This is a genomic window from Micromonospora sp. D93 (genome assembly GCF_018070365.1).
Classification (GTDB): domain Bacteria; phylum Actinomycetota; class Actinomycetes; order Mycobacteriales; family Micromonosporaceae; genus Micromonospora; species Micromonospora ureilytica.
This window is the reverse complement of record NZ_JAGPXW010000003.1, coordinates 143,690-164,419: the sequence shown is the minus strand read 5'-3', so window position 1 is coordinate 164,419 and position 20,730 is coordinate 143,690. Positions and strand designations below refer to the sequence as shown.

The following is a 20,730-nucleotide window of genomic DNA, read 5'->3' as shown; positions in this document are numbered from 1 at the left end:
CGGGTGGAACCGGCGGTGCCGGATCAGCGCGGTGCGTCACCCGCGCCGTCGACCAGCGGGGCGAGAAGGCGTGTGAGCGCGTGGGCCATCGCGGTGCGGGACTGGTGCTCACGGATCCAACACCGGCCGGCCGCACCCATCTTCGTCAACCCGTCCGGGCTCGCCTGCACCATCTGGGTGAGACCGTGGGCGAGGTTGCCCGGCGGGGTCACGTACCCGGCGGCCGCGCCCATGACGAGGTCACCGACGATCCCCGGGCTGTTGGTCAGGATTGGCAATCCGGCCGCCATGTAGTCGAACACCTTGTTGGGGCTGACGCCGGCCCGGAACAGTTCGACGTCGGCGAGCACGTGCAGGCCGACGTCCGCGGCGTGCAGCAGGTCGGGGATCTCGGTCTTGGGAACCGGGTCGAGGAATCGCACGTTGTCGATGCCGAGCGCCTTAGCCCGCAGGCGCGACTTCTCGACACCCGAGCCCACCAACACGACGTCGATCTCGGGCACCGCTTCGGCGGCGGCCAGAAGCAGGTCGAGCCCGTTGGCCGGGCCGTGCGCCCCCGCGTAGACGGCGGTGCGGCGGGTGAAGCCGTACCGGCGGCGCAGCTCGTCGCGCCCCACGCTGGGTGTGAAGTCGTCGGGGTCGGCCGCGTTGGGAATGAAGGCGATCCGGTCCGGTGCCACGCCCGTGGCCTCGATGGCCGCCCGTACGCCCGGCGCCATGATCACGATCCGGTCGGCGCGCCGGTACAGGAACCGTTCCAGGCGCTCCAGCGCACGGTTCGCCACCGACGTCTCCGACAACGTGCCCATCTCGACGAGCACGCGTGGCCACAGGTCCCGAACCTCCAGGACGAACGGCGTGCGCCGCAGTGCCGCCACGACGCAGCCGGAAAGGCCGGCCAGCAGATGCGGCGAGGACGCGTAGACCACGTCGGGGCGGGGCTGGCGTAGACCGGCCACCGTGGCCGTCACCGCGTAGCTCACCCAGTTCAGCACCCGACCCAGGCCGTTGCCCCGGTACGGCGTCACGGCGACCAGATGAAACCCCGGCTCCGGACGTTGCGGCGCCCCGGTGATCATGTTGCGGCGACCGGCGAGGATCACGTACGTCCAGCCGGGCAGCCGGCTGAACAGCTCGACGTGCCGGGTGCCGCCCGGATAGCCCGGGGGGACGGCGAAGTGGTTGAGCACCAGGACCCTGCGGTGTGTCATCGCGGCGCTCGGACGTGGTGGACCGTCCCGGATGCGAGATGCGTGACGGCGAGGGACGCCCCGCTGTCGCTCCAGGTCACCTCGAATCCCAGGCCGTCGAGGGCGTCCGGTTCGGGCCGCGGTCCGGCTACCGTGCCGAGCCCCCACACGACCGTGTCGTCCCGGCTCTCGGCCGTGATCCACGTCGCCGGCTCCCACCGACCGTACGTGCGGCTGTGCCAGCCCGCGAACGGCGCCGACCGCCCCCGCACCGCCTCGTGACCGTCCAGCCCGAAGAGGTGGAGTTTGCTCTCACCCGCCACGAGCGTGTCGTTGCGCACCGCCACGTCGGGGTGCAACGGAACGGTGAGCGACCAGGACCCGACTGCGGCCTGCGGGTCGGCGAACTCGACGATCGCCACGTACTCGTCGGCGACCAGGACGGCGCGGCCGACCCGGACCGGGCGCTCGCCGCGCTCGTACGCGTCGTGCCAACCGAAGAGGATTGTCCGATCCGGCAGGTCGAGCGGCGGTCCGAGGTGCCCACGTCCGGCGTGCAGCCAGCGGAACGCGCGATGGGGGACGAGCTGGTCCTGCCCGTCCGGCCGGCGCACCGGATGCGCGGCGGAGGTGCGCAGCCCGTTGCGGACCTCCAGTGGCCCGTTGTAGGTGCCGGTGCCCGGGTCGGCGATCAGCCATCGGCCGTTGTGCGTGACCCAGACCGAGGTCAGGTCGGCGTGGCCGTGCGAGGCGCCGCCGTCCACCTTGAACCACACCCGCCACGGCCCCCGGTCGACCACAGCGATGCCTCCGGAGGTCGTCGCCGAGGACCGAGCCGGCGGGCTCCAGGTGACCTCGTCCGCTGTGGTGTCCGGTGCTGGCGCGTACCATGCCAGTTCGTCGAATTCGGCGTACCACCGGGCCGGGAGTCGCTCACCGCACAGCGCGAGCCCGAGCGCGGTCGAGCCGGACACGTCGAGCGGGTCACCGGAGGACGCGAGCACCCGACCCTCGTCCCAGTCGCCGTACTGCGGGACGTCCCCGTCGAACACGCCGAGCCGGGCCAGGTGCAGGCTGGCCGCGCGCAGGTCACGCCGGACGCTCGACGGCGCGCCGCCGAGCAGCATCCGCACGGTGAGCATTTCGAGGACGAAGCGGTGGTACGACACCGAGTCCTCGATCATGCGGCCGTCGGGACCGAAGTGCCGGCGTTGCTGAGTCGCGAACATCCTCTCGCCGGTGCGCGCCCACCAGCGGGCGCGTGGAGCGGTCGGGTACATCCGGGAGAGCAGGATCAGGCCCAGCGCGTCGCCGAGCATGTGGTTGTTGCGCATGCTGCTCACCGTGTAGGGCAGCTCGACCATCAGGTGCCGGGCGCTGGCCAGCAGCAGCCGGTCCATGGCGCTCGCCACGTCGTGCGGAAGCCGGTCGCCGACAAGCGTCAGGATCTGGTTCCAGGCGATGGCGCGCAGGGCGAGTTCGAGGCTTGAGTACCAGTTCACGCCCTGTTCCGGCGGGCACTCGTCGCACCAGGACCGCAGCAGGCCGTTGAGTCCGTCCTGCCAGGGCCCGTCGGGGTCGAGTCGCGCGGCGCGGGCCAGGACGACCAGGTCGCGGTGGCGTGCCGCCTCCCAGATGTGCTTCACGTCCGACAGTCGTGCCTCGGACCGGATGTCGATGCGCCACCACGGCTCGCCGGCCGGCCACTGCCGCCCGGTCAGCGGGTCGGTGCACCACGGCGTCGACACGCCCGTGGTCACCCGACCGCCGAAGACCCGTAGCCCGTCGTGCAGCACACGCCCGGCGTCGTCGAGGCAGCGCTGCCGCGCCTCGTCGCCGAGCGGCAGCAGGTTCGTCAGCGTCACCGGTGCGGCCGGGTGGTGGCGGCGGGTCTCGGCGCGGAACAGGACGGCGTGGAAACCGGTGCGCTTGGACGCCTCGTACGCCGCGCGCAGTGGCGCCGAGCCGCCCAGGGCGCGCAGGTCCGCGGCGATCCCACGAAGAGCGTTCTTCACCATCAGCTTCCCCTTGGGCGCGGCGACGGAGGCGATCGCGGTCTGGGTGGATGCGAGTTGTTCGCGGATGCCGAGCTCAGGGCAGCTCGAAGCAATGCGGCCGACGATATCAGCTTGTTAAGGGTGATTAGCGCAATTAGAACGGACTCTGACCACGTGTTCAGGAATTCCCGATTCGAGGTCACACCGGCCGCGTCGCGCGTTGCCTGGTCGGTCGTGAGGTCGTTGCGCGTGGTGTGTCCTCGAAGGTGTGGCGTGGGGAATCGCAGAGTGCTCCTCGGGGTGACTCGCGGTGGCTCGGTGCTGCCCGATCGCCGGAGCGGGCCGCCGGGAGTGGGCAGTGCTGACCGCCGTTGACGGAACAAGCCGTGCTCGGCACCGGTCAGCACTGGGCGACGGCGGCGACGGGAGGTTCGCCGCGGCGCAGCCACGTGACGGTCGCGCGGGCCGGGTGGCGATCCACACCGGAACGCCGGCCTCTCCGACGGTGACCTGGCTCCCGTTGTGGCTGGCCCTGGCCTGGCTGCTCGGCACGTTCGGCGCGTTCTGGCTGACCGGGCTGTCCCGAAAGGTCGACAACCCGTTCCAGCTCTGCGTCTTCGTGTTCGCGGCGACAGCTCTCTTCGCCGTTGGATACGTGGCGCAGATGGCACGCCGCCCACCCGCCGTCGCTGTCGCGACCCACTCGGTCGATCGCATCCGACAGGTGCGCCAACTGGTCCTGGCCAGTTCCGTCTACTACATCGTGGTGAGTCTGACCCGGCTGGCCGAATTCGGCGCCACCGGTCCGCAGAGCGTGTGGACGAGCATTCGGACGCCGGCCACCGGCTATCTGAACAAGTTCGAGATCTACCAGCAGGGTGTCGGGACCACGAGCCCGTGGATGAACGTCCTGTTCCCGCTCGGCGTCCTCAGCGTGGCACTCGTGCCGCTGCTGGTGGTCCACTGGCGCAGTCTGCCCACCTGGCTGCGGCTCGCCGGCATCGTCGGCACGGCGCTGTACATGGCGTTCTACCTCTTCATCGGCACCACGAAAGGGCTCGGCGACGTCGTCATCATGTTGGCGGCGGGGATGCTGATCGCCCGCGCGTCGGTCCGGCGTCGGTCTCGGACGCGCTCGCGGCGTCGCGGGGTGCTCGTGCTGGTCGGCGCGGCGTTCGCGCTGCTGGCCATCTACATGACGTACAGCCACGCGGCGCGAGCGACCGAGTTCGGCACCACGGGCGCCCTGGTGCAGGTGAACCCCTCGGTGGAACGTGTCGTCGGGAAGCCGATGGCCGAGGGTATCGCCGACGTGATCGGCTACCCGACGCATGGCTACCTCGGGCTCTCCTACAACCTGCAGGTGCCCTTCGAATGGTCCCGTGGTCTCGGCAGCGCACCGTCTGCGGCGATCTTCGCCGAGCACACGTTCGGGGCGGACCTGACCGAACACCCGGCCTTCCCCGACCGCACCGAGCACGAGAAGGGGTGGCCGGCGCGCATGTACTGGGCCACCATCTATCCCTGGCTCGCCTCCGATCTCACATTCCCCGGTGCGGCGTTGTTCATGGGGCTGGTGGGTTGGCTCCTTGCCGGCTCCTGGCGCGCGGCGGTGTCCTCCCGGCGGGTGATCCCGACGTTGATCTTCGCGCAGCTCTGCATCCTCATCGTCTACGTGCCGGCGAACAACCAGCTCGGCATGGCGCCGGAATCCATCGTCGGGATGGCCACCCTGCTCGCGTTGTCCGCGATGCGGTCACTCACCGGCGGGCACCGGCAGCCCGCGGCGGCCCAGGACCGTCAGCCCCAGTTCCGGAAGAACCTGCCGATCGGCTCCGCGTAGGCCCGATAGTCGAACGACTCGAGCGCCTGGCTGCGCGCGGCCTGGCGCATCACGGCGCGCTGCGCGTCGCTCAGCCGGGCGGCGGCGCGTACCGCCTCGGTGACCTCGGCCACCGTGTGGTCCCGGCAGACCAACCCCTCAAGGTTGGGGCGCAGATACCTCCCCATGTCGCTGGTGAGGTTGGCGATCACCGGTGTGCCACTGGCCAGGCTCTCGCAGAACTTCGTCGAGAAGCCCGCGTCGGCCGCCCGCTCCGGGCGCCGGATGAGGACTGTGAAATCCGCCCCCTGTAGGGCGTTCGCCACCTCGGCCTGCGGTAGGCGACCCAGGCACCGCACACCGTCGGGCAACGGCCGGTCGGCGAAGAGCCGGCGTGCCTCGCCCGGCGTCGGCCCGTAGATGCGCAACTCGACACTCGCGCCTTCGCGCTGGACGCGACTCACCGCCTCGATGACGGTGCCCAGGAGGTCCTTCTTGTTCCCGTGCGGATTGCCGGCGTACGCGAGCGTGAGCCCGGACGAGCCCGCAGCCGTCTGCCGGGCGTCCACGGTCAGGCTCTTGACGTCGAGGGTTGGTGGCACGCGCAGGAGTGGCCTGCCGCTTCGACGGTAGTGGGTTTCCAGGTAGGAACTGATCGCGATGACGCCGTCGCACCGCGGGTAGTAGTGGCGCAGAGCGAGCTTCATGCTGGCGTGCAGCGGGCCGAGGTAACCGCCGCGCACGTGGTGCCCGTTGAACCAGTCGACGACGTCGACGATCAACGGCACGCCGTGGCGACGGCACCACCGCTGAAGGTGGAACATGTACTGCGCCTGACCACCGTGCACCAGGACGTGCGAGGGCCTGGTCGGCTGGGCGTCGAGCCACCGGACCGTCCGTTGCCCCCAGCGCACCAGGGTCTGTATCGAACTGGCGAGCGGCCCGGCCTCCGGCGGCGGCTTCTCCGCGAGGCCGACGTACGAGATGGAACCCGGTCCGTCGACACCCGGCAGCGGGGTGACGGTTTCTGGCTCGGCCCCGCCGCCGGCGACCACCACGTCGTAGCCGGCGGCGGCCAACGACGCCACCAGGCCGTAGACCCGTCGTGACCCCGCCTCGCCCCACGGGAAGAGGAACGGGCCCACGCAGGCGACCCAACCCGACCGTCTCATTCGCAGCACCTCGACTCGTCTCTAGGTCAGTTGCCGGACGGATTCGCCGTCCGCCGCCGAGCGGAGCGTGGCGGCGAACCGTGCCGCAACGCTGTCCTTCGCGTGCTCCTGCCGCGCGAAGTCGGTCCCGTTGCGGGCGAGCCTGCTGCGAAGCGCCCGGTCACGGCAGAGCCTCGTGAGGTCGCCGGCCAGCGCCGCCGTGTCGTTCGTGCCGACGATCACCCCGGCGTTCGCCGTGCGGATGTGCGCCATCGACGCCACCTCGGCGGGACCGTAGCCGAGAATGGGACGGCCCGAGGCGAGGTACTGGGGAATCTTGGTCGACACCGAGTAGCGGGTGTAGCGCCGGATCTCCTCGTCGAAGGACTCGATGTGCACCAGGACGTCCGCGGCCCGCAGCGCCGCGGACACCTCGTCGCTGGCGAGTGACGGCCCGAGCCGCACCCGCTCCAGATGGGCGAAGTGTTTGCCGTACTGGGCGAGGTCCCGCTCGGGGGCGTGGATGGTCAGCCGGACCGACAGGCCGTCCTCGGCCAACCTGTCCAGGCTCGCGCCGATGTCACGCAGCGATTTCCAACGGTTCAGGTGCAGGGCGCCGACATAGGCCAGTTCCGTCGTCGGTCGCTGATCCGTCTCGTCCCGAGCGGCGGCGAAGTAGGTCTCGTCGACGCAGTTCACGAAGGGGCTGAACGGAATGCCGTACCGTCGGGCGTACTCCTGCGCCATCGGCTCACTGATGACCATGCCGAGCGGAGCCAGGCGGATGAGCCGGGCGATGGCCTCCTGAACTGCTCGGTTGGCCCGCCCGAGGAGTTCGCCGTTGCCGTACAACGTCGCTGGCCAGTCGTCGGTGAAGTGTGGCACGACCGGGACGCCGCACGTGCGCGCCGCGAGAGCGGTGATCCTCGTCAGCCGCACACTGCCGAGCATCGAGTAGACGACGTCGGGACGGAAGTCTCGCATCCACCTGGTGAGCGTCGCGGGCACACGGATGGGGCTGAGATCGGCGGTCGCGCGTAGCTGCGCGTACGCCTTGGCCATCGCGGGGCGGCTCTCCGCGGCGGCGTGCACGGCGGCGATCGGCCGGCTCTGTTGCAGCGGCGTCCGCCCGTTCCAACCCAGCGTCCGCATGGCGTAGTACTGGACGGGCAGGTAATGGTCCCGCGGCGGGAAGTGGAAGTAGTTCTCACACACCTCGGTCGACGGTGTGATGTTGCCGGTGTGCACCTGCCCGAGGCGGTCTTTCGGCCAGCCGGAGAAGAGGTTCGACAGCGTCATGGCGGTGCCGCTGATCCGACTGAAGGGCGTGTGGCTCACCACCAGCACCCGGGGGAATTCCTCCTGCGACAACATCAGTGCATTCGCCTCTCTCAGGTGGGCCGCACGGTGAGCGCCCGCCGATAGCCGTAGATGGCAGCCGGGACGACCGTCAGGCTGTAGACGCCGACCGCGATGAACGGCGCGGCGGACAGTCCCAGCCAGTGCACGCCGAGGACCTTGCCGACAACGGACAGCGGTAGGTAGAGCAGATAACCCCACAGCTGGGGGCGTACGACGCCTGCCGCGTTCTGCACCATGAACCGCGGAGAGATCGCCGCCAGCACGAGCCACCAGCAGGCGAGGCCCACCAGCAGTGAGCGGTTCCCGATCGGAATCGGCAGCCATGCCGCGAAGAACTGCTCGCCGAACAGCACCAGGAAGGTCGACGGCAGCAGCGCGATGAGGGTGGAGACGACGGTCATCCGGCGAACGGTCCGGCGGACCCAGTCGAGGTCCCCGCGTGCCAGGGCCTCGCCGTGCATCGGCCACAGCGGCTGGTTCACCAACGTCACGAGCGCGCCGAGCTGGGTGAACAGTCTGGCCGGCACCGCGTACGCGGTCACACTGGCCAGACCCAGGATGTGCGCGATGATCAACGGGTCGGCGTTGTCCGCCAGCACCATCATCAGCGTCACCATGAAGAACAGGCCACCGAGGGCGAACAGGTCGCGTATTCCGCGACCGTCGACGAATCTCGGACGGGGTGCGAGCTGCGGCAGGCGCCACCCGAACGTCCACACCGTGTTGGCGATGTTGGCCAGCAACGGGGCGATCGCGATGCTGGCGATGACCGCGATCGGAGGAAGGTCCGCGAACACCGCGCCGAGCGCGAGGGGGAGCGAGAGCCCGCTCGCCGCCGCCTGCCAGACGTTGCTGACGGCCACCTGCTGGTACGCGTACTGCACCCGGGCTACCAACGACAGCGGAATGTTGAGCAGGAAGGCGGTCAGGCAGACCAGGGCGACGAGGCGGGCGTCGCGCGCGGCAGTTCCGGTGGCGTTGAACAGCAGCGGCCACGGGATGAACCCACCGAGCAGCCAGAGCAGACCACACGTCGGCAGCGCGATGCCGCAGACCGCCGCGTAGGCGCTGGAGACGTAACGCCGGGCGGTGTCCGAGTCGCCGCTCACCCGACACGGCGCGAGCCTGGTCATGAGTCCGAGGCCGACGCCCAGGTCCGCGAAGGCGACCATCCCGGTGACCGCGAGGACAGCGGCCCAGAGACCGTACAGATCGGCGCCGAGGTAGGAGAGGGTCACCGGCAGGAGAACGAGCGGTACGAGGGCGCTGACCGCTCGGCTCAGCGCCGCGGTGGCGATCCAGGACAGCAGCCGCCGACCGCGACGCGAGATCGGGGGAGCGGGGGCATCCGGCGCGGGCGGCTCGACAGTCTGGACGGCCCGGCCGGTCCCCACAGCCGCGAGGTCCGGCTGTTCCGGCCGCTCGAACCTGCCGTCGGGGGCCCGCAATTGTCGGTCCTATCGATCTCGGGGCGAGCGCCGGAAAGACGAGCCTGGCGATGCGAATGCCGCGACGCGGCCTCGCGTGGGAATCCTCATGACATAACTGTCGGCGTGGGGATTTGGATGCGCCGTTCATCGGCCGGGCCGGGCCGATCAGCGCCACCTCAGCGGGACGCCCATCGGCTCACCCACCGTCGGATCGCTCGGCTGGGCGCTGAGCAGCGCGAGGTGCTGAATGAGCTTCGCCGTGTCGTCGTACGGGTCGAGCCCGCTCACCTCCATCGGGTCCAGCGGCGGCACGCTCACGTGGGACACCAGCGGATGCAACGGCCGTCTGTCGGTCTCGCCGGAGCCGAGCAGTTCCTCGTGCAGCTTCTCTCCCGGGCGCAGGCCTGTGTAGACGATCGGGGCCGCGCTCGACGCCTGCTCGGCCATCTGCCGGGCGAGGTCGGCGATGCGGACCGGCTCGCCCATGTCCAGCACCAGCGCCTCCCCGTCCCGCCCGATCTCGGCGGCCTGGAGCACCAGGTGCACGGCTTCCTGGACGGTCATCAGGTAGCGACTGACCTCGGGGTGGGTGACGGTCAGCGGCTTGCCGTCCTCGATCTGCCGTTGGAAGGCCGTCACCACCGAGCCGCGGCTGCTCAACACGTTGCCGAACCGGACGCTGAGGAAGGTCCCGGGGAACCGGGAGGCGGCGTGCGCGGTCAGTCGCTCGGTGATCCGCTTGGAGTACCCGAGCACGCTGATCGGGTTGGCCGCCTTGTCGGTGGAGATGTTGACGAACCGGGCCACGTCCTGACAGGCGTCCAGCACCGAGAGGGTGCCCCACACGTTCGTCATGACGGCCTCGCCGGGGTGCCGCTGCAACAACGTCAGGTGCTTGAGCGCCGCCGCGTGCAGGATGATCTCCGGTCGGCGTTCCCGGATGATCCGACGGATGCCCTCGTCGTCCCGCAGGTCCGCGAGGATCAGCTCGGGACCATCCAGCAGGGCCCGTCCGGCGAGTGACATCTGAAGGCCGTGCAGTGCCGACTCGTCGCGGTCCAGCATCATCAGCTCACCCGGCCCGGCCTTCATCACCTGGCGGCAGAGTTCCGAGCCGATGGATCCGCCGGCACCGGTGACCAGGATCCGCCGTCCGGCCAGGCTGTTCGTGCTCAACGGCAGATCACCGACCACCTGGCGGCGACCGAGCAGATCGCCGATCTGCACGTCCCGGACGTCGGTGACGGTGATCCGGTGGTCGAGCAGGTCCCGCACCGGGGGCAGCACCTTGAACACCGCGTCCGCCGCCAGCGTGGCCTCCCGGATCTGACGGATCAGCGCGGCGTCGGCGTTGGCCACCGAGAAGATGACAGCTTTCGCGCCGGTGCGTCGGACGGCTCGGCCGACGTCGTGTCGCCCGCCGAGCACCCGCACTCCGCGGATGCGCAGGTCGCGCTTGTCCGGGTCGTCGTCGAGGGCCCCCACGGGGAGGTATCTGCCACGCGGATCGCCGAGCAGCGCGCGCAGCAACTCCTGTCCGGCGTCGCCGATCCCGAACAGCAACACCGGTGTCGAGGATCGGACGTCCGGTCGCAGGGACAGGTCCCGACGGTGCCGGTACGCGAACCGGGCCCCGAGCATCAGGAGCAGGGCGAGGGCGCCGCCGACCAGTGGGGTGCTCGCCGGCACCGGCCGTTGGTCGCTGGGCAGTAGCCCGAGCAACACGATGGCGGCCGTCGTGATGGCGGTGCCGGCGACACCCTGGACCTCCTGGATGCTGCCCAGGGGGTGGCGTCCGGAGTGCAGCCGACGTACCGCCGCCACTGCCACGTGCACGACTGCGGCGAGCACGCCGACCGCCGCGGCCCGGCCCAGCTGGCCCGGGGGGAGGTCCAACTCGAATCGGGTCCACGCGGCCGCCACGAAACCGCCGATCCAGGCGGTGGTGTCGGTGGCGAGGAACGCGGCGGCGCGGCGGCGGGCCCTGGCCCGCCGCCCCCGCTGCGCGTGGTCCGTGTGCTCGGTGTCCTGCGGCATGTCCTGGCTCCCCTGCCCGTGTCCCGACCGCTTCCGCCGTTCATGACAGAAGGGCTGTAGCACGCCTTTTGTCCTTGTTACAGGCAAACTGGGAGAAGATGGTCGTTTTTCGGCTATCGACGCGATTTCCTGCCTGTGTCGGCGGAGCCCAGCGAGCCGGTACGTCCCTCATCGCCACCTGATCGGCCCACATCCGTGCCAGTTCGGCCGTGCCTCCGGCGTCGAGGGGGCGACTGTCCCCGCACCCGGAGGCCGAGAAATTCATCGATTGCCGTAAACACCCGGGCCGTCTGCGGCTCGGTCAGGGCGCTCCCACTGGGCAGGGCGACGCCGTCGGTGAAGAGTCGCTCCGCAGCGCCGGTGAGCAGGCCCTCCGCTCCGCGGTGTACGGGCTGTAGATGCATCGGCTTCCACACCGGGCGGGTCTCGATGTCCCGCTCGGCCAGGTGGACCGCCAGGTCGTCCGCCCGCCAACCGCAGCGGTCCGGCTCGACGGTGATGACGGTGAGCCAACAGTTGGACTCGGTGTCCTCGGCGTTGAGCAGTCGCACGCCCGGCACCGGGGCGAAGAGTTTCGCGTAGCTGTCGCGCAGGTGGCGACGTCGGGCGATCATCCCGTCCAGCCGAAGCAGCTGGGCGCGGCCGAGCGCCGCGAGCAGGTTGCTGAGTCGGTAGTTGTAGCCCGTCTCGTGGTGCTCGTAGTGCCGTGCCGGTTCGCGGGCCTGGGTGGCGAGGTGGCGGGCCCGTGCGAGGAGTGTGGTGTCGTCGGACACCAGCATTCCACCGCCGGAGGTCGTCATGATCTTGTTGCCGTTGAAGGACAGCACACCGACGCGCCCGAAGGAGCCGGCGGGCCGGCCGTCGTGGCTCGCGCCGAGTGCCTCTGCGGCGTCCTCCACGAGGGGCACCCCGGCCTCGACGCAGACCGGGGTCAGCGCGCGATAGTCGGCGCAACTGCCGAACATGTCCACCGGGACGATCGCGCCGACGCGCTCACCGCGCGAGCGCAGCCGCCGGATCAGTTTGTCGACGAGGTCGACGTCCACATTGCCGGTCCGCGGGTCGCAGTCGACGAAGACCGGGCGGGCGCCGATGTACCGGACCGCGTTGGCCGTCGCGACGAAGGTGAGCGTGGGCACGATGACCACGTCGTCCGTCCCGACGCCGACACCCAGCAGGGCCAGGTGCAGGGCTGCCGTTCCCGAGTTGACGGCGACGGCGCCGTCGGTGCCGACCCGTCGGGCGATCGCCTGCTCGAATGCCTCCAGGTCCGGGCCGGCCGGCGCCGCCCAGCCCGAGCGCAGGGCGGCGATCAGGTACGACTCCTCGAGCGGCCCGATGTCGGGCGGTGAGAGGTGCACGGTGTCGGTCACGAGATCTTCCGGCGCCGATGCGTACGGACGTTCGGGGATTTGTGGACAAAAAGCATGTAACCGTTGTATCAGTGACGGACTGCGCAAACGTCATTTAGTTCCAGTCGGCACGTCGCGTCGTACCGGTCAACCTCGGAATCGCCGGCCGGATACGGCCAGACCGTGACCCGTTCGCGCCGGGTGGAGCGCTCAGGGGGAGCGCGTGGCTGGCGGAAAACGTAAGCAACATTCGTACTATTGGGGTCTTTGTCCATAATTTCGTGATTGTGGCAATGTGCGCAAGTCGGTGAATTTACACTTCGGACCGCGTGATCACCCACCGACGGAGGGAACGGAGACAGCGTTGCTGAGCATGGTGCGCGGCGTGGCGAACGCCCTGCGGGACCGGCGGGCCGCCGCCCGGGACCCGGAGGGATTCGCCAGGTCCCTCGGCGTCGACCTGCGGGGCCGGGTCCGGTTCTACGGCGTCGACCGGGCGATGTTCGGCTCCGAGCCGTGGCTCGTCTCCCTCGGCGACAACGTCTACGTCACCGCAGGGGTCCAGTTCATCACCCACGACGGCGGCACGCTGATCCTCCGCAAGGAGGTGCCCGATCTGGAGTGGACCGCGCCGATCACCGTCGGGGACGACGTCTACCTCGGCGTGCGGACGACCATCCTCCCCGGGGTCACGATCGGCGACCGATGCGTCATCGGCGCCGGTTCGGTGGTGACCCGCGACATCCCGGCCAACAGCGTCGCGGCCGGCGTCCCGGCCCGGGTGATCCGCAGCGTCGACGACTATCTCGACCGGATGCGCGCCCGGTCCCTGGGCTGCGGGCACCTGCCGGCCGCCGAGAAGGCCGCGGTGATCCGCCGGATCTACGGGGTGCCCGAGCAGCTCGCCGCCGGCCGGGCGGGATTCTGATGCGGGTGACGGCCGGCCGGCCCGGCGCCCTGCTCGGCGCGTTGGTCATGGCGCTGCACCGTCTCGAGGGCGCCGGCGCCCGGGCCCGTCGGGCCATCCGGGGCCTCGCCCTCGCCGGCCGGTTCGCCGCCCGGGGCGACAACTTCACCTTCGACCCCGACGGCGTCTACACCTGCGAGACGATCGAGGTCGGACACAACGTGGACCTCGGGTACCGGCCGATTCTGATGGCGGCCCGGGCGCGGATCCGAATCGGCGACAACGTCATGTTCGGCCCCGAGGTGACCATCCGGGGCGGCAACCACCGCATCGACCAGGTCGGCGTACCGATGATCGCGGTCGGCAAGAAGCCCGGCGACGACAGCCACGACCGGGGCGTGACCATCGGTGACGACGTCTGGGTGGGCACCCGTGCGGTGATCCTGCACGGCGTGACCATCGGCCGGGGCGCGGTGATCGGCGCCGGAGCCGTCGTCACCCGGTCGGTGCCACCGTATGCGGTGGCCGCCGGCAATCCGGCCCGGGTGATCCGACTGCGGTGGTCCTTGGAGACCATCCAGGACCATGAGCGGCAGCTCTACCCGTCGGAGCGGCGGCTGACCTCCGCCGAACTGGCCGGTCTGGCCGAGCTGCCGGTGCCCGAACCGCGCCCGGCGCCGGTGACGAAGTCGCTGACCAGCGGCCTCCAGGCGCGATAGTCGAAGCAGTGCGCCCGCTCGCGGGCGGCCCGGCTCATCGCCCGCCAGGCCGGATCGTCGAGCGACAGCGCCCGTTCCAGCCCGCGCCGGACGTCGTCCGCCCCGGCGCCGTCGAGAACGATGCCCTCCTGACCGTCCAGGATGTACCTGCGCAGATCACTTGTGTGGTTGAGCAGCACGGGACAGCCGGCGGCCAGACTCTCCGGCACCTTGGACGGGAAGCCCGCCTGCGCGTACCCGACCGGAGGGCGGACCAGCACCGAGAAGTGCGCCCGCCGCAGCTCGGCGAGCACCCGGTCACGGGGCACCCGGCCGAGGAAGACCACCTGCCCGGCGAGGTCGTCGGGGTCGGCATCGTCCAGGTCGGAGAGGCTGCCAGCCTGCTCCCGCGTGAGCCCGGCGATCACCAGGCGCACCCGAACCCGATGCTCGGGTGCGAGGCCGCGGATGCCTCCCAGCACCACGGCAAGTTGGTCCTTGGCGCCGGCCGAGCCCGCGTACAGCAGCCGGAGCCCGTCGTCGAGCGAGGGCGGCGCGGGGCTGTCGTAGTCGGCGCAGTCCACCTGGGGCGGCACCATCAGCGTCGCCCGGCCCCGGCCGACGAAGTGCCCCTCCAGCGTCTCGGAGATGGCGATGACCCGGTCGGCGAGCCGCCCGGCCAGGAAGAACGCCCAGCGGTGCCGGACGAAGTACGGCGTCAGCCAGCCCCGCGGGAACTGGGCCCGGTCGTGCCGCTCCAGCACGTCCACCGTCACCGGGCAGCGCACCGCCGTGCGCAGCACCATCCAGGTGAGCAGGCCCCACAGGCTGAGCGGCAGGTGGACGGCGGCCAGGTCACCCGGGCGAATGCCGGCGCGGCGCAGGGCGGCCAGCACCCGCAGGGGGCGGGTGCACCGGTGTAGCCAGCGGCCCGGCAGTCCGCCGCCGATGCGTCGGCGGGGCAGCGTGATCAGTCTGACGCCCGGGGGTAGGTCGCACGTGGCGGGCGGGCGCGACCCGTCGTCCGGCCAGTCGTTGACCACCAGGGTCACGCCACCGGGCGGGGTGGCCGAGCGGGCCAGTTGCAGCAGCCGGTTGGACATCGCGTCCCCGTGCGGGAACCGGTACGCGGCCACCGCCAGCACCTGTGGCGTCGCGGTGGACCGCGGGGCCGGGATCAGGCCCGCGATGGTGGTCGGCACGCCCACGCTCTACCCCTCCGAAGAATCAGGTATTCAGCCCCGTTATGGCCGTTAAGTCTAAATGGCCGTGGCCGGCGCGGCGCCGCTCGCGTGCTCGTGTCGGGGTGGCAATCACAGTGCGTTCGGTAATCATACGACTACTGATAGCAACCAGGGTCGACCGTCCTCGTTGAACCCGTTGACCTGTCGACGGGGCATGGAGGCGACACGGCATGGGACGACCGACCACCAGCGAGGCGCCGGTCGGGCCCGGTCTGGTCGTGGCAAACCGGCCGCCGCCCCTCGGCGGTGCTGCCCCGCCGGAGCCGCCGAGCACGGGAAGGTCCCGCAGCCGTGCGCTCGCCGGCGGCATCGTGTCCGCCCTGGCCGGCAAGATGGTCGGTCTGGCCGCGCCACTGCTGATCACCCCGTTGGCCTTTCGTGGCCTCGGCGCGGAGCGGTACGGGCTCTGGATGGCGGTCACGTCGCTCACCGGCATGGCGCTCTTCGCCGACTTCGGGCTCGGCAACGGGCTGCTGACCCGGCTGGCGAGGTTGCGCGGCACCCGCGAACGGCCCGCCGCGGCCAGGGAGATCTCCAGCGCGTACGCGCTGCTGGGCGCGCTGTCCGTACTGCTGATGGTGGTGCTGGTCGCGACCCTGCGGTGGGTGCCCTGGCCGGCGCTGCTGAACGCCGTGGACCCGACGGTGGCCCGCGATGCCCGGCCGGTGGTGCTGCTCTGCTTCGGCGCCTTCCTGGTCAACATCCCCCTCGCCCTGATCCAGCGGGTCCAGTACGCCCACCAGCAGGTGGCCCAGAGCAACCTGTGGCAGGCCGGCGGCAGCCTCGTCTCGGTCGCCCTGGTCTACGCCGCGGTCACCACCGGGGCCGGTCACGTCCTGGTCGTCGCCGCCGCGGTGCTCGCGGTGCCGGTGGTCAACCTGGCCAACTCGGTGTGCTACTTCGCGTGGCAGGACCGGGAGTTACGGCCCCGTGCCCGGCACGTGCGCCCGGCGGTGGCCCGGAGTCTGCTCCGGCTGGGCGCCCGGTTCTTCCTGCTCTCGGTGCTCTCCTCGGTGGTGCTCAACCTCGACGGCTTCCTGATCAGCCGGGTGCTGGGGCTGCCCGCCGCCGCGACCTACGCGGTCGTACTGCGGATGTTCGCCCTGCTGACCCTGTTCGTCACGCTGGTGAACCTGCCGTTCTGGCCGGCCAACGGCGAGGCGCTGGCCCGGGGGGACCTGGCCTGGGTGCGGCGGGTCACCCTCCGGATGGTGGGCCTGTCGGCCAGCGTCGTCGCCCTGCCCGGCCTCGCTCTCGTGCTGGTCGGCAACGACGTGCTGCGACTCTGGGTACGCGCGGCCGACCTCCCGCCGGTGTCTCCCGTGCTCTTCGCGGGGCTCGCCGCCTGGTCGGTGCTGCTGGCAGTGGCGGCCCCGCTGTTCATGGTGCAGAACAGCGTCGGCCTGCTCCGACCCCAGTTCGTCGGCTGGGCGGGCTGCCTGCTGCTGGCCGTACCCCTGAAGATCGTCTTGGCCGACCGGGTGGGCCTGCCCGGGGTGGCGCTCGCCTCGGCCGCGACCTACGGGCTCACGGTGCTGCCGGCCGCCGTGGTCGGCTACCGCCGGGTGCTGGCCGGCGGGTCGAAATGGGCGGAGAGGGGCGTCGCGACCGCGACGGTGGGCGGGCCGTGAGGGTTCGGGCGCGGCGGGTCGGCGTCACTTCGCCGCTCGTGCCGCAGTTACCACCCGTGGTGCGGTCCGCACGTCCGGACCGGCTCGTCATCGAGCCACCGTCGGAATGGGGGGTCATGCAGCGTCTCGCCGTGCGCGACACCCGACGCCGCCAGGCGTCGGTCGGAGTCGCGTCGTGACGCGGCCGGTGGTGGTGCAGCACTCGGCCGGTGTTCCAGGAGCCAACGGCCCGCTGACCGCCGTGCAGCGCGTGCTCGCTTCGCCGCTGGCCGACCGGTACGAGTTCGTCCGGATGCACCAGAGCGCGGGCAACGGCAGCCTGAACGTGCCGCTGCTGCGCGAATGGGTGCGCCTGCTGCGGCGGGTCCGCCCCGACCTCGTGCACGTGCGGGGTCTGCAGAACGAGGGTCTGCACGGGGTGCTCGCCGCCCGCCTCGCCGGCTGCCGCCGGATCCTGGTCACCGTGCACGGCACCGTACGCGACCTGCGGCAGCCCGGCCGGACCTGGCGCCGCCGGCTGCTCGTGCACGGCGCCGAACCCGCGACACTGCGGATGGCCAGCCACGTCGGCACCGTCTGCGAGTACGCGGCCCGCCGGGACTTCCTGCGCGAGCTGGGCGGGAAGTTCGTCGGGGTGATCCCCAACGGGGTGCCGCTGCCGGCCCACCCCCGCGCGTCGCGGGACCGGGTCCGGGCCGAGTTGGGCCTGCGCCCCGACGACGTCGCCATGATCGCGGTATCCCGGCTGACCTGGGAGAAGGGCTACGGCGTCCTCGCCGACGCGTTGCGCCGGCTGCCGCCGTCCACCGTGCGCCGGCCGGGACAGTCCGGCGTCCGCCGGGTTCTGCTGGTCGCCGGTGACGGCCCCGACCGGGCGGGGGTCGCCGCGGCCCTGGCCGACAGCGGAGAGGTCGAGGTACGTCTGCTCGGCAACCGACTCGACGTGCCGGACCTGCTCGCCGCGGCTGATCTCTTCGTCTTCCCGACCCTGCACGAGAACCTGTCCAACGCGCTGCTGGAGGCCATGGCGCACGGACTGCCGGTCATCGCGTCGGCGGTCGGCGGCAACGTGGAGGTGCTGCGCTCCGGCGGAGGGCGGCTGGTGCCGGCGGGTGATCCCGAAGCGCTGGCCGGGGCGCTGTCGCCGCTGCTGGACGACTCGGCCGAGCGGCGCCACCTGGGAGAGCTGGGTCGCAAGGTGGTGGCCGAGGGCTACAGCCTGGACGTCATGCTCGGTTCGCTCGACAGCGTCTACCAACGGATCATCGGGGAGTGAGGATGGCCGACCACCGCAGCCCCCGGGTCACCCTGTTGGGCTTCACCGTGCCGGACGACCTGCTGGCCGAGATCATCGCCCGGGACACCATCATGCCCACCCAGACGCACACCTTCGCCTGGGGCCTGGTCCGCAGCCTGCGCGCCGCCGACTGTCCGGTGCACCTGCTCTCCGCCGCCCCGGTGTCCACCTGGCCGAGCAACCGTCAGATCCGCTTCCGTCCCGGCCGGTTCCGACAGGACGACGTGGACGGTCACCTGCTGGCGTTCGTCAACCTGCTCGGCCTCAAGCACCTCACCCGGTTCGTGGCGGCGTGGCGCACCGGAAGCCGGGAGCTGCGCGGGCAGCGGACGGATGTGCTGCTGGTGCACGGCGTGCACTCGCCCTTCCTGTGGTTCGGTGTGCTGCGGGCACGGCGGCGTGGCGTACGGGTGGTGCCGGTGCTCACCGACCCGCCGGGTGTCGCGCTGCCCACCGACGGCCGGGTGGTCCGGCTGCTGCGGGGGCTCGACGTGGCGCTGGTCCGGGCCGCGCTCGCCCGTTGCTCCGGGGTGATCGCGTTGACGCCCGCGCTGGCCGACGACTTCGCCCCCGGCCGGCCCCGGCTGGTGCTGGAGGGCATCTGTACCGCCGGGCCGGCCACCGTCGACGATGCCCGGCCGGGTGCCACCGGGGCGACCCGGGACATCGTCTACGCCGGCGGCCTGAGCCGCGCCTACGGCGTCGACCGGCTCGTCGAGGCGTTCGGCGAGTTGCCCGGGGACGACCTGCGGCTGTGCGTGTACGGGCGGGGCGAGCTGGAGGGCTGGTTGCGGGAGCGGGCCGCCACGGACCGGCGCATCGTGCCCCCGCAGTTGCTGCCCCGGGCCGAGTTGCTGCCCCGACTGTCCCGGGCGAGCGTGCTGGTGAATCCCCGCCCGGTGGATCAGGACTTCGTCCGCTGGTCGTTCCCGTCGAAGATCATCGAGTACCTGGCGACCGGTGTGCCGGTGGTGAGCACCCGCCTGCCGGGCATTCCGGCGGAGTACGACCCCTGGCTGTCCTTCGCCGAGCCGGACACCGCCGAGGGGCTGCGCGCCGCCATCGCCGGGGTGCTGCGCCTGCCGCGCCACGCGGCCCGTGAGCTGGGTTCCGGTGGGGCCCGGTTCGTGCGGGAGACCCGCAACCCGGCGGCCCAGGGGCGGCGGATGCACGACTTCCTCGCCGACCTGACCGGGCTCACCGGCCCGCGGCCCGCCCCGGCCGACGCGGGGGCGTTCGCCCCGGACCGGGTCGGCTGACCCGCAGCGCCTGACCCCGGCCGCCGCCGAGTCCGCTCAGCGCATCAGGCCCACAAGCGGTCGTTTCGGTCCGCTGTTCGGCGTGGCCGGTGGCTTCTCGGCGGCCGGCTCCAGCAGCGCCACCGGCAGCCGGGACCACAGGGCCAGCATCAGCCACGCCACAGGTGAGATCTCCCAGTGCCCGCTGAGCCAGATCGGCGTCCATCCGACGATCAGCACGCCCACGAGCGTCCCGTGCCGGCGGCCCAGTCCGGGTGCCGCGTCCCGGATGAGGAAGCCGACAAGCGCCGCGAACAACGCGATCCCGATCAGGCCGAGGTCGTTGCCGAGGGTGAGCAGCAACGAATGGGCACCCACCCCGTAGTACGGATTGGTGCTCGGAAAGGCACCCACACCGATTCCGACGAGTGGCGAGTCCCAGAATGACGCCTCGGCGACCGGCCAGACGGCCAGCCGCCCGGAGAGGTCGTCCAGGGGACGGTCGAACACGGTCGCCAACCACTGTGGCTGGTAGCGCGTGAGGTGCCCGAACGGCACGAGGGCCAGCAGGACGGCCGAGGCGCCGACGGCGAAGGCCCAGGTCCGCCCGGCCAGCCGGTCCACGATCAGGTACGCCACGACGGCGGCCAGCGCGATCTGGCTGGCGCGCGTGCCGGTGAGCATCGTCGCGTACCCGAACAGTGGCAGCAGCAGCCAGAGCCCGGCGCGGACCAGGCGGTTCCCGGCCCGGGCCAGCACCAGCAGGACGGTGACCAGGGCGGCGGTGGCCAGGCAGTACGCGGTGTAGTTGACGCCCACGCCCTCGAGTGAGACGCGTAGCGCGGTCTCGTCCAGGCGGCTGGCCCGGATCAGTTGGATGGCGGTCCATCCCGCGCCGCCGAGGAAGGCGCCGGCGACCAGTAGTACGCGGCGCCGACTGGACAGCACGTGCCGCGCGGCGATCAGCAGCAGGGCCACGGTCCACCAGGCGCGTACCGCGATCTGGCTGCCGTCGATGTCCCGGGTCCACATCAGCGTGGTGGTGGCCCAGCAGCAGATCAGGATCGCCAGGTAGTCCGCCGGGCCGATGCGGGGGATCCGGCCGCTGGTCAGCAGCGCGGCGGCGGCGAGCCAGAGCCCGCCCTGGTAGACCAGGTTCGGGCTGACCGGACCCAGGACGGCGGAGAGGCAGATGGGCAGCACGCTCAACCACGCCAGGTTCCACCGGCTGCTGACGGGCGTCGCGGCGGGGCGGGCCGGCCGGAGCTGACCGATCAGCGACGGGGTCGGGGTGATGCCCGCCGAGCGTCCGGGCGGTTGCTCCACGATGGACCGCGCTGCGCCGTACCCCTGAGCCACAGGCTCTCCTCCTGC

Annotated in this window: 14 protein-coding genes and 1 pseudogene; 6 read left to right on the top strand and 9 right to left on the bottom strand. The window is 71.4% G+C overall.

Features of this window, described 5'->3' with window-relative positions:
• Positions 1–23: 23 nt before the first annotated feature.
• A complete protein-coding gene (locus KBX71_RS05165; RefSeq protein ID WP_210816787.1) occupies positions 24–1,211 on the bottom strand; it encodes a glycosyltransferase family 4 protein in 1,188 nt (395 codons plus the stop codon).
• On the bottom strand, positions 1,208–3,208 hold the full coding sequence (locus KBX71_RS05160) for a heparinase II/III family protein (RefSeq protein WP_210816786.1): 2,001 nt from the start codon (positions 3,206–3,208) through the stop codon (positions 1,208–1,210). Before KBX71_RS05160 ends, KBX71_RS05165 begins: the two co-directional genes overlap by 4 nt.
• Positions 3,209–3,692: 484 nt before the next feature.
• Here KBX71_RS05160 and KBX71_RS05155 point away from each other — a divergent pair, with 484 nt between their 5' ends.
• Entirely contained in the window at positions 3,693–5,030 is a 1,338-nt protein-coding gene (locus KBX71_RS05155) for a hypothetical protein (protein WP_307846961.1), read from the top strand.
• Here KBX71_RS05155 and KBX71_RS05150 read toward each other — a convergent pair.
• From KBX71_RS05150 to KBX71_RS05130, 5 genes are all read right to left on the bottom strand, one after another.
• Positions 4,988–6,181: a glycosyltransferase gene (locus KBX71_RS05150; protein ID WP_210816785.1), complete on the bottom strand. Its 1,194-nt coding sequence runs from the start codon at positions 6,179–6,181 to the stop codon at positions 4,988–4,990. The genes KBX71_RS05155 and KBX71_RS05150 overlap by 43 nt on opposite strands.
• Before the next feature lie 21 nt (positions 6,182–6,202).
• On the bottom strand, positions 6,203–7,534 hold the full coding sequence (locus KBX71_RS05145) for a glycosyltransferase (protein ID WP_247682951.1): 1,332 nt from the start codon (positions 7,532–7,534) through the stop codon (positions 6,203–6,205).
• 17 nt (positions 7,535–7,551) lie between these two features.
• A complete protein-coding gene (locus KBX71_RS05140; protein ID WP_210816784.1) occupies positions 7,552–8,970 on the bottom strand; it encodes a lipopolysaccharide biosynthesis protein in 1,419 nt (472 codons plus the stop codon).
• Positions 8,971–9,117: 147 nt separating this feature from the next.
• Complete coding sequence (locus tag KBX71_RS05135; protein WP_210816783.1) at positions 9,118–10,989, bottom strand: polysaccharide biosynthesis protein; 1,872 nt, start codon at positions 10,987–10,989, stop codon at positions 9,118–9,120.
• 113 nt (positions 10,990–11,102) lie between these two features.
• Positions 11,103–12,362 carry an aminotransferase class I/II-fold pyridoxal phosphate-dependent enzyme gene (locus KBX71_RS05130; protein WP_307846960.1) on the bottom strand — a complete coding sequence of 420 codons (1,260 nt, stop codon included), beginning with the start codon at positions 12,360–12,362 and terminating at the stop codon, positions 11,103–11,105.
• 352 nt (positions 12,363–12,714) lie between these two features.
• Between KBX71_RS05130 and KBX71_RS05125 the strand changes: the two genes are divergently transcribed.
• Together KBX71_RS05125 and KBX71_RS34395 are read left to right on the top strand one after the other, a co-directional pair.
• Positions 12,715–13,269, top strand: coding sequence for a DapH/DapD/GlmU-related protein (locus tag KBX71_RS05125; protein ID WP_231397247.1), 555 nt, complete (start codon positions 12,715–12,717; stop codon positions 13,267–13,269).
• Positions 13,269–13,967, top strand: a complete 699-nt coding sequence (locus KBX71_RS34395) for a DapH/DapD/GlmU-related protein (RefSeq protein WP_210816782.1) — start codon at positions 13,269–13,271, stop codon at positions 13,965–13,967. The genes KBX71_RS05125 and KBX71_RS34395 overlap by 1 nt, the downstream gene beginning before the upstream one ends.
• 20 nt (positions 13,968–13,987) lie before the next feature.
• Here KBX71_RS34395 and KBX71_RS33525 read toward each other — a convergent pair.
• Positions 13,988–14,545: pseudogene (locus tag KBX71_RS33525) on the bottom strand (glycosyltransferase); the annotation flags it as partial.
• 815 nt (positions 14,546–15,360) lie between these two features.
• Between KBX71_RS33525 and KBX71_RS05115 the strand changes: the two are divergent.
• The 3 genes from KBX71_RS05115 to KBX71_RS05105 all read left to right on the top strand — a co-directional run bounded on the left by KBX71_RS05115 (position 15,361) and on the right by KBX71_RS05105 (position 19,377).
• A complete protein-coding gene (locus KBX71_RS05115; RefSeq protein ID WP_210816781.1) occupies positions 15,361–16,821 on the top strand; it encodes a lipopolysaccharide biosynthesis protein in 1,461 nt (486 codons plus the stop codon).
• Positions 16,822–16,996: 175 nt separating this feature from the next.
• Positions 16,997–18,097: a glycosyltransferase family 4 protein gene (locus KBX71_RS05110; protein WP_210816780.1), complete on the top strand. Its 1,101-nt coding sequence runs from the start codon at positions 16,997–16,999 to the stop codon at positions 18,095–18,097.
• A gap of 2 nt (positions 18,098–18,099) precedes the next feature.
• Positions 18,100–19,377 (top strand): glycosyltransferase, encoded by a 1,278-nt coding sequence (locus tag KBX71_RS05105; protein ID WP_210816779.1) that lies wholly within the window; start codon positions 18,100–18,102, stop codon positions 19,375–19,377.
• Between the two features lie 36 nt (positions 19,378–19,413).
• On the opposite strand, the gene KBX71_RS34235 is transcribed toward KBX71_RS05105, so the two are convergent.
• Positions 19,414–20,715 carry an O-antigen ligase gene (locus KBX71_RS34235; RefSeq protein ID WP_210816778.1) on the bottom strand — a complete coding sequence of 434 codons (1,302 nt, stop codon included), beginning with the start codon at positions 20,713–20,715 and terminating at the stop codon, positions 19,414–19,416.
• Positions 20,716–20,730: the final 15 nt, after the last annotated feature.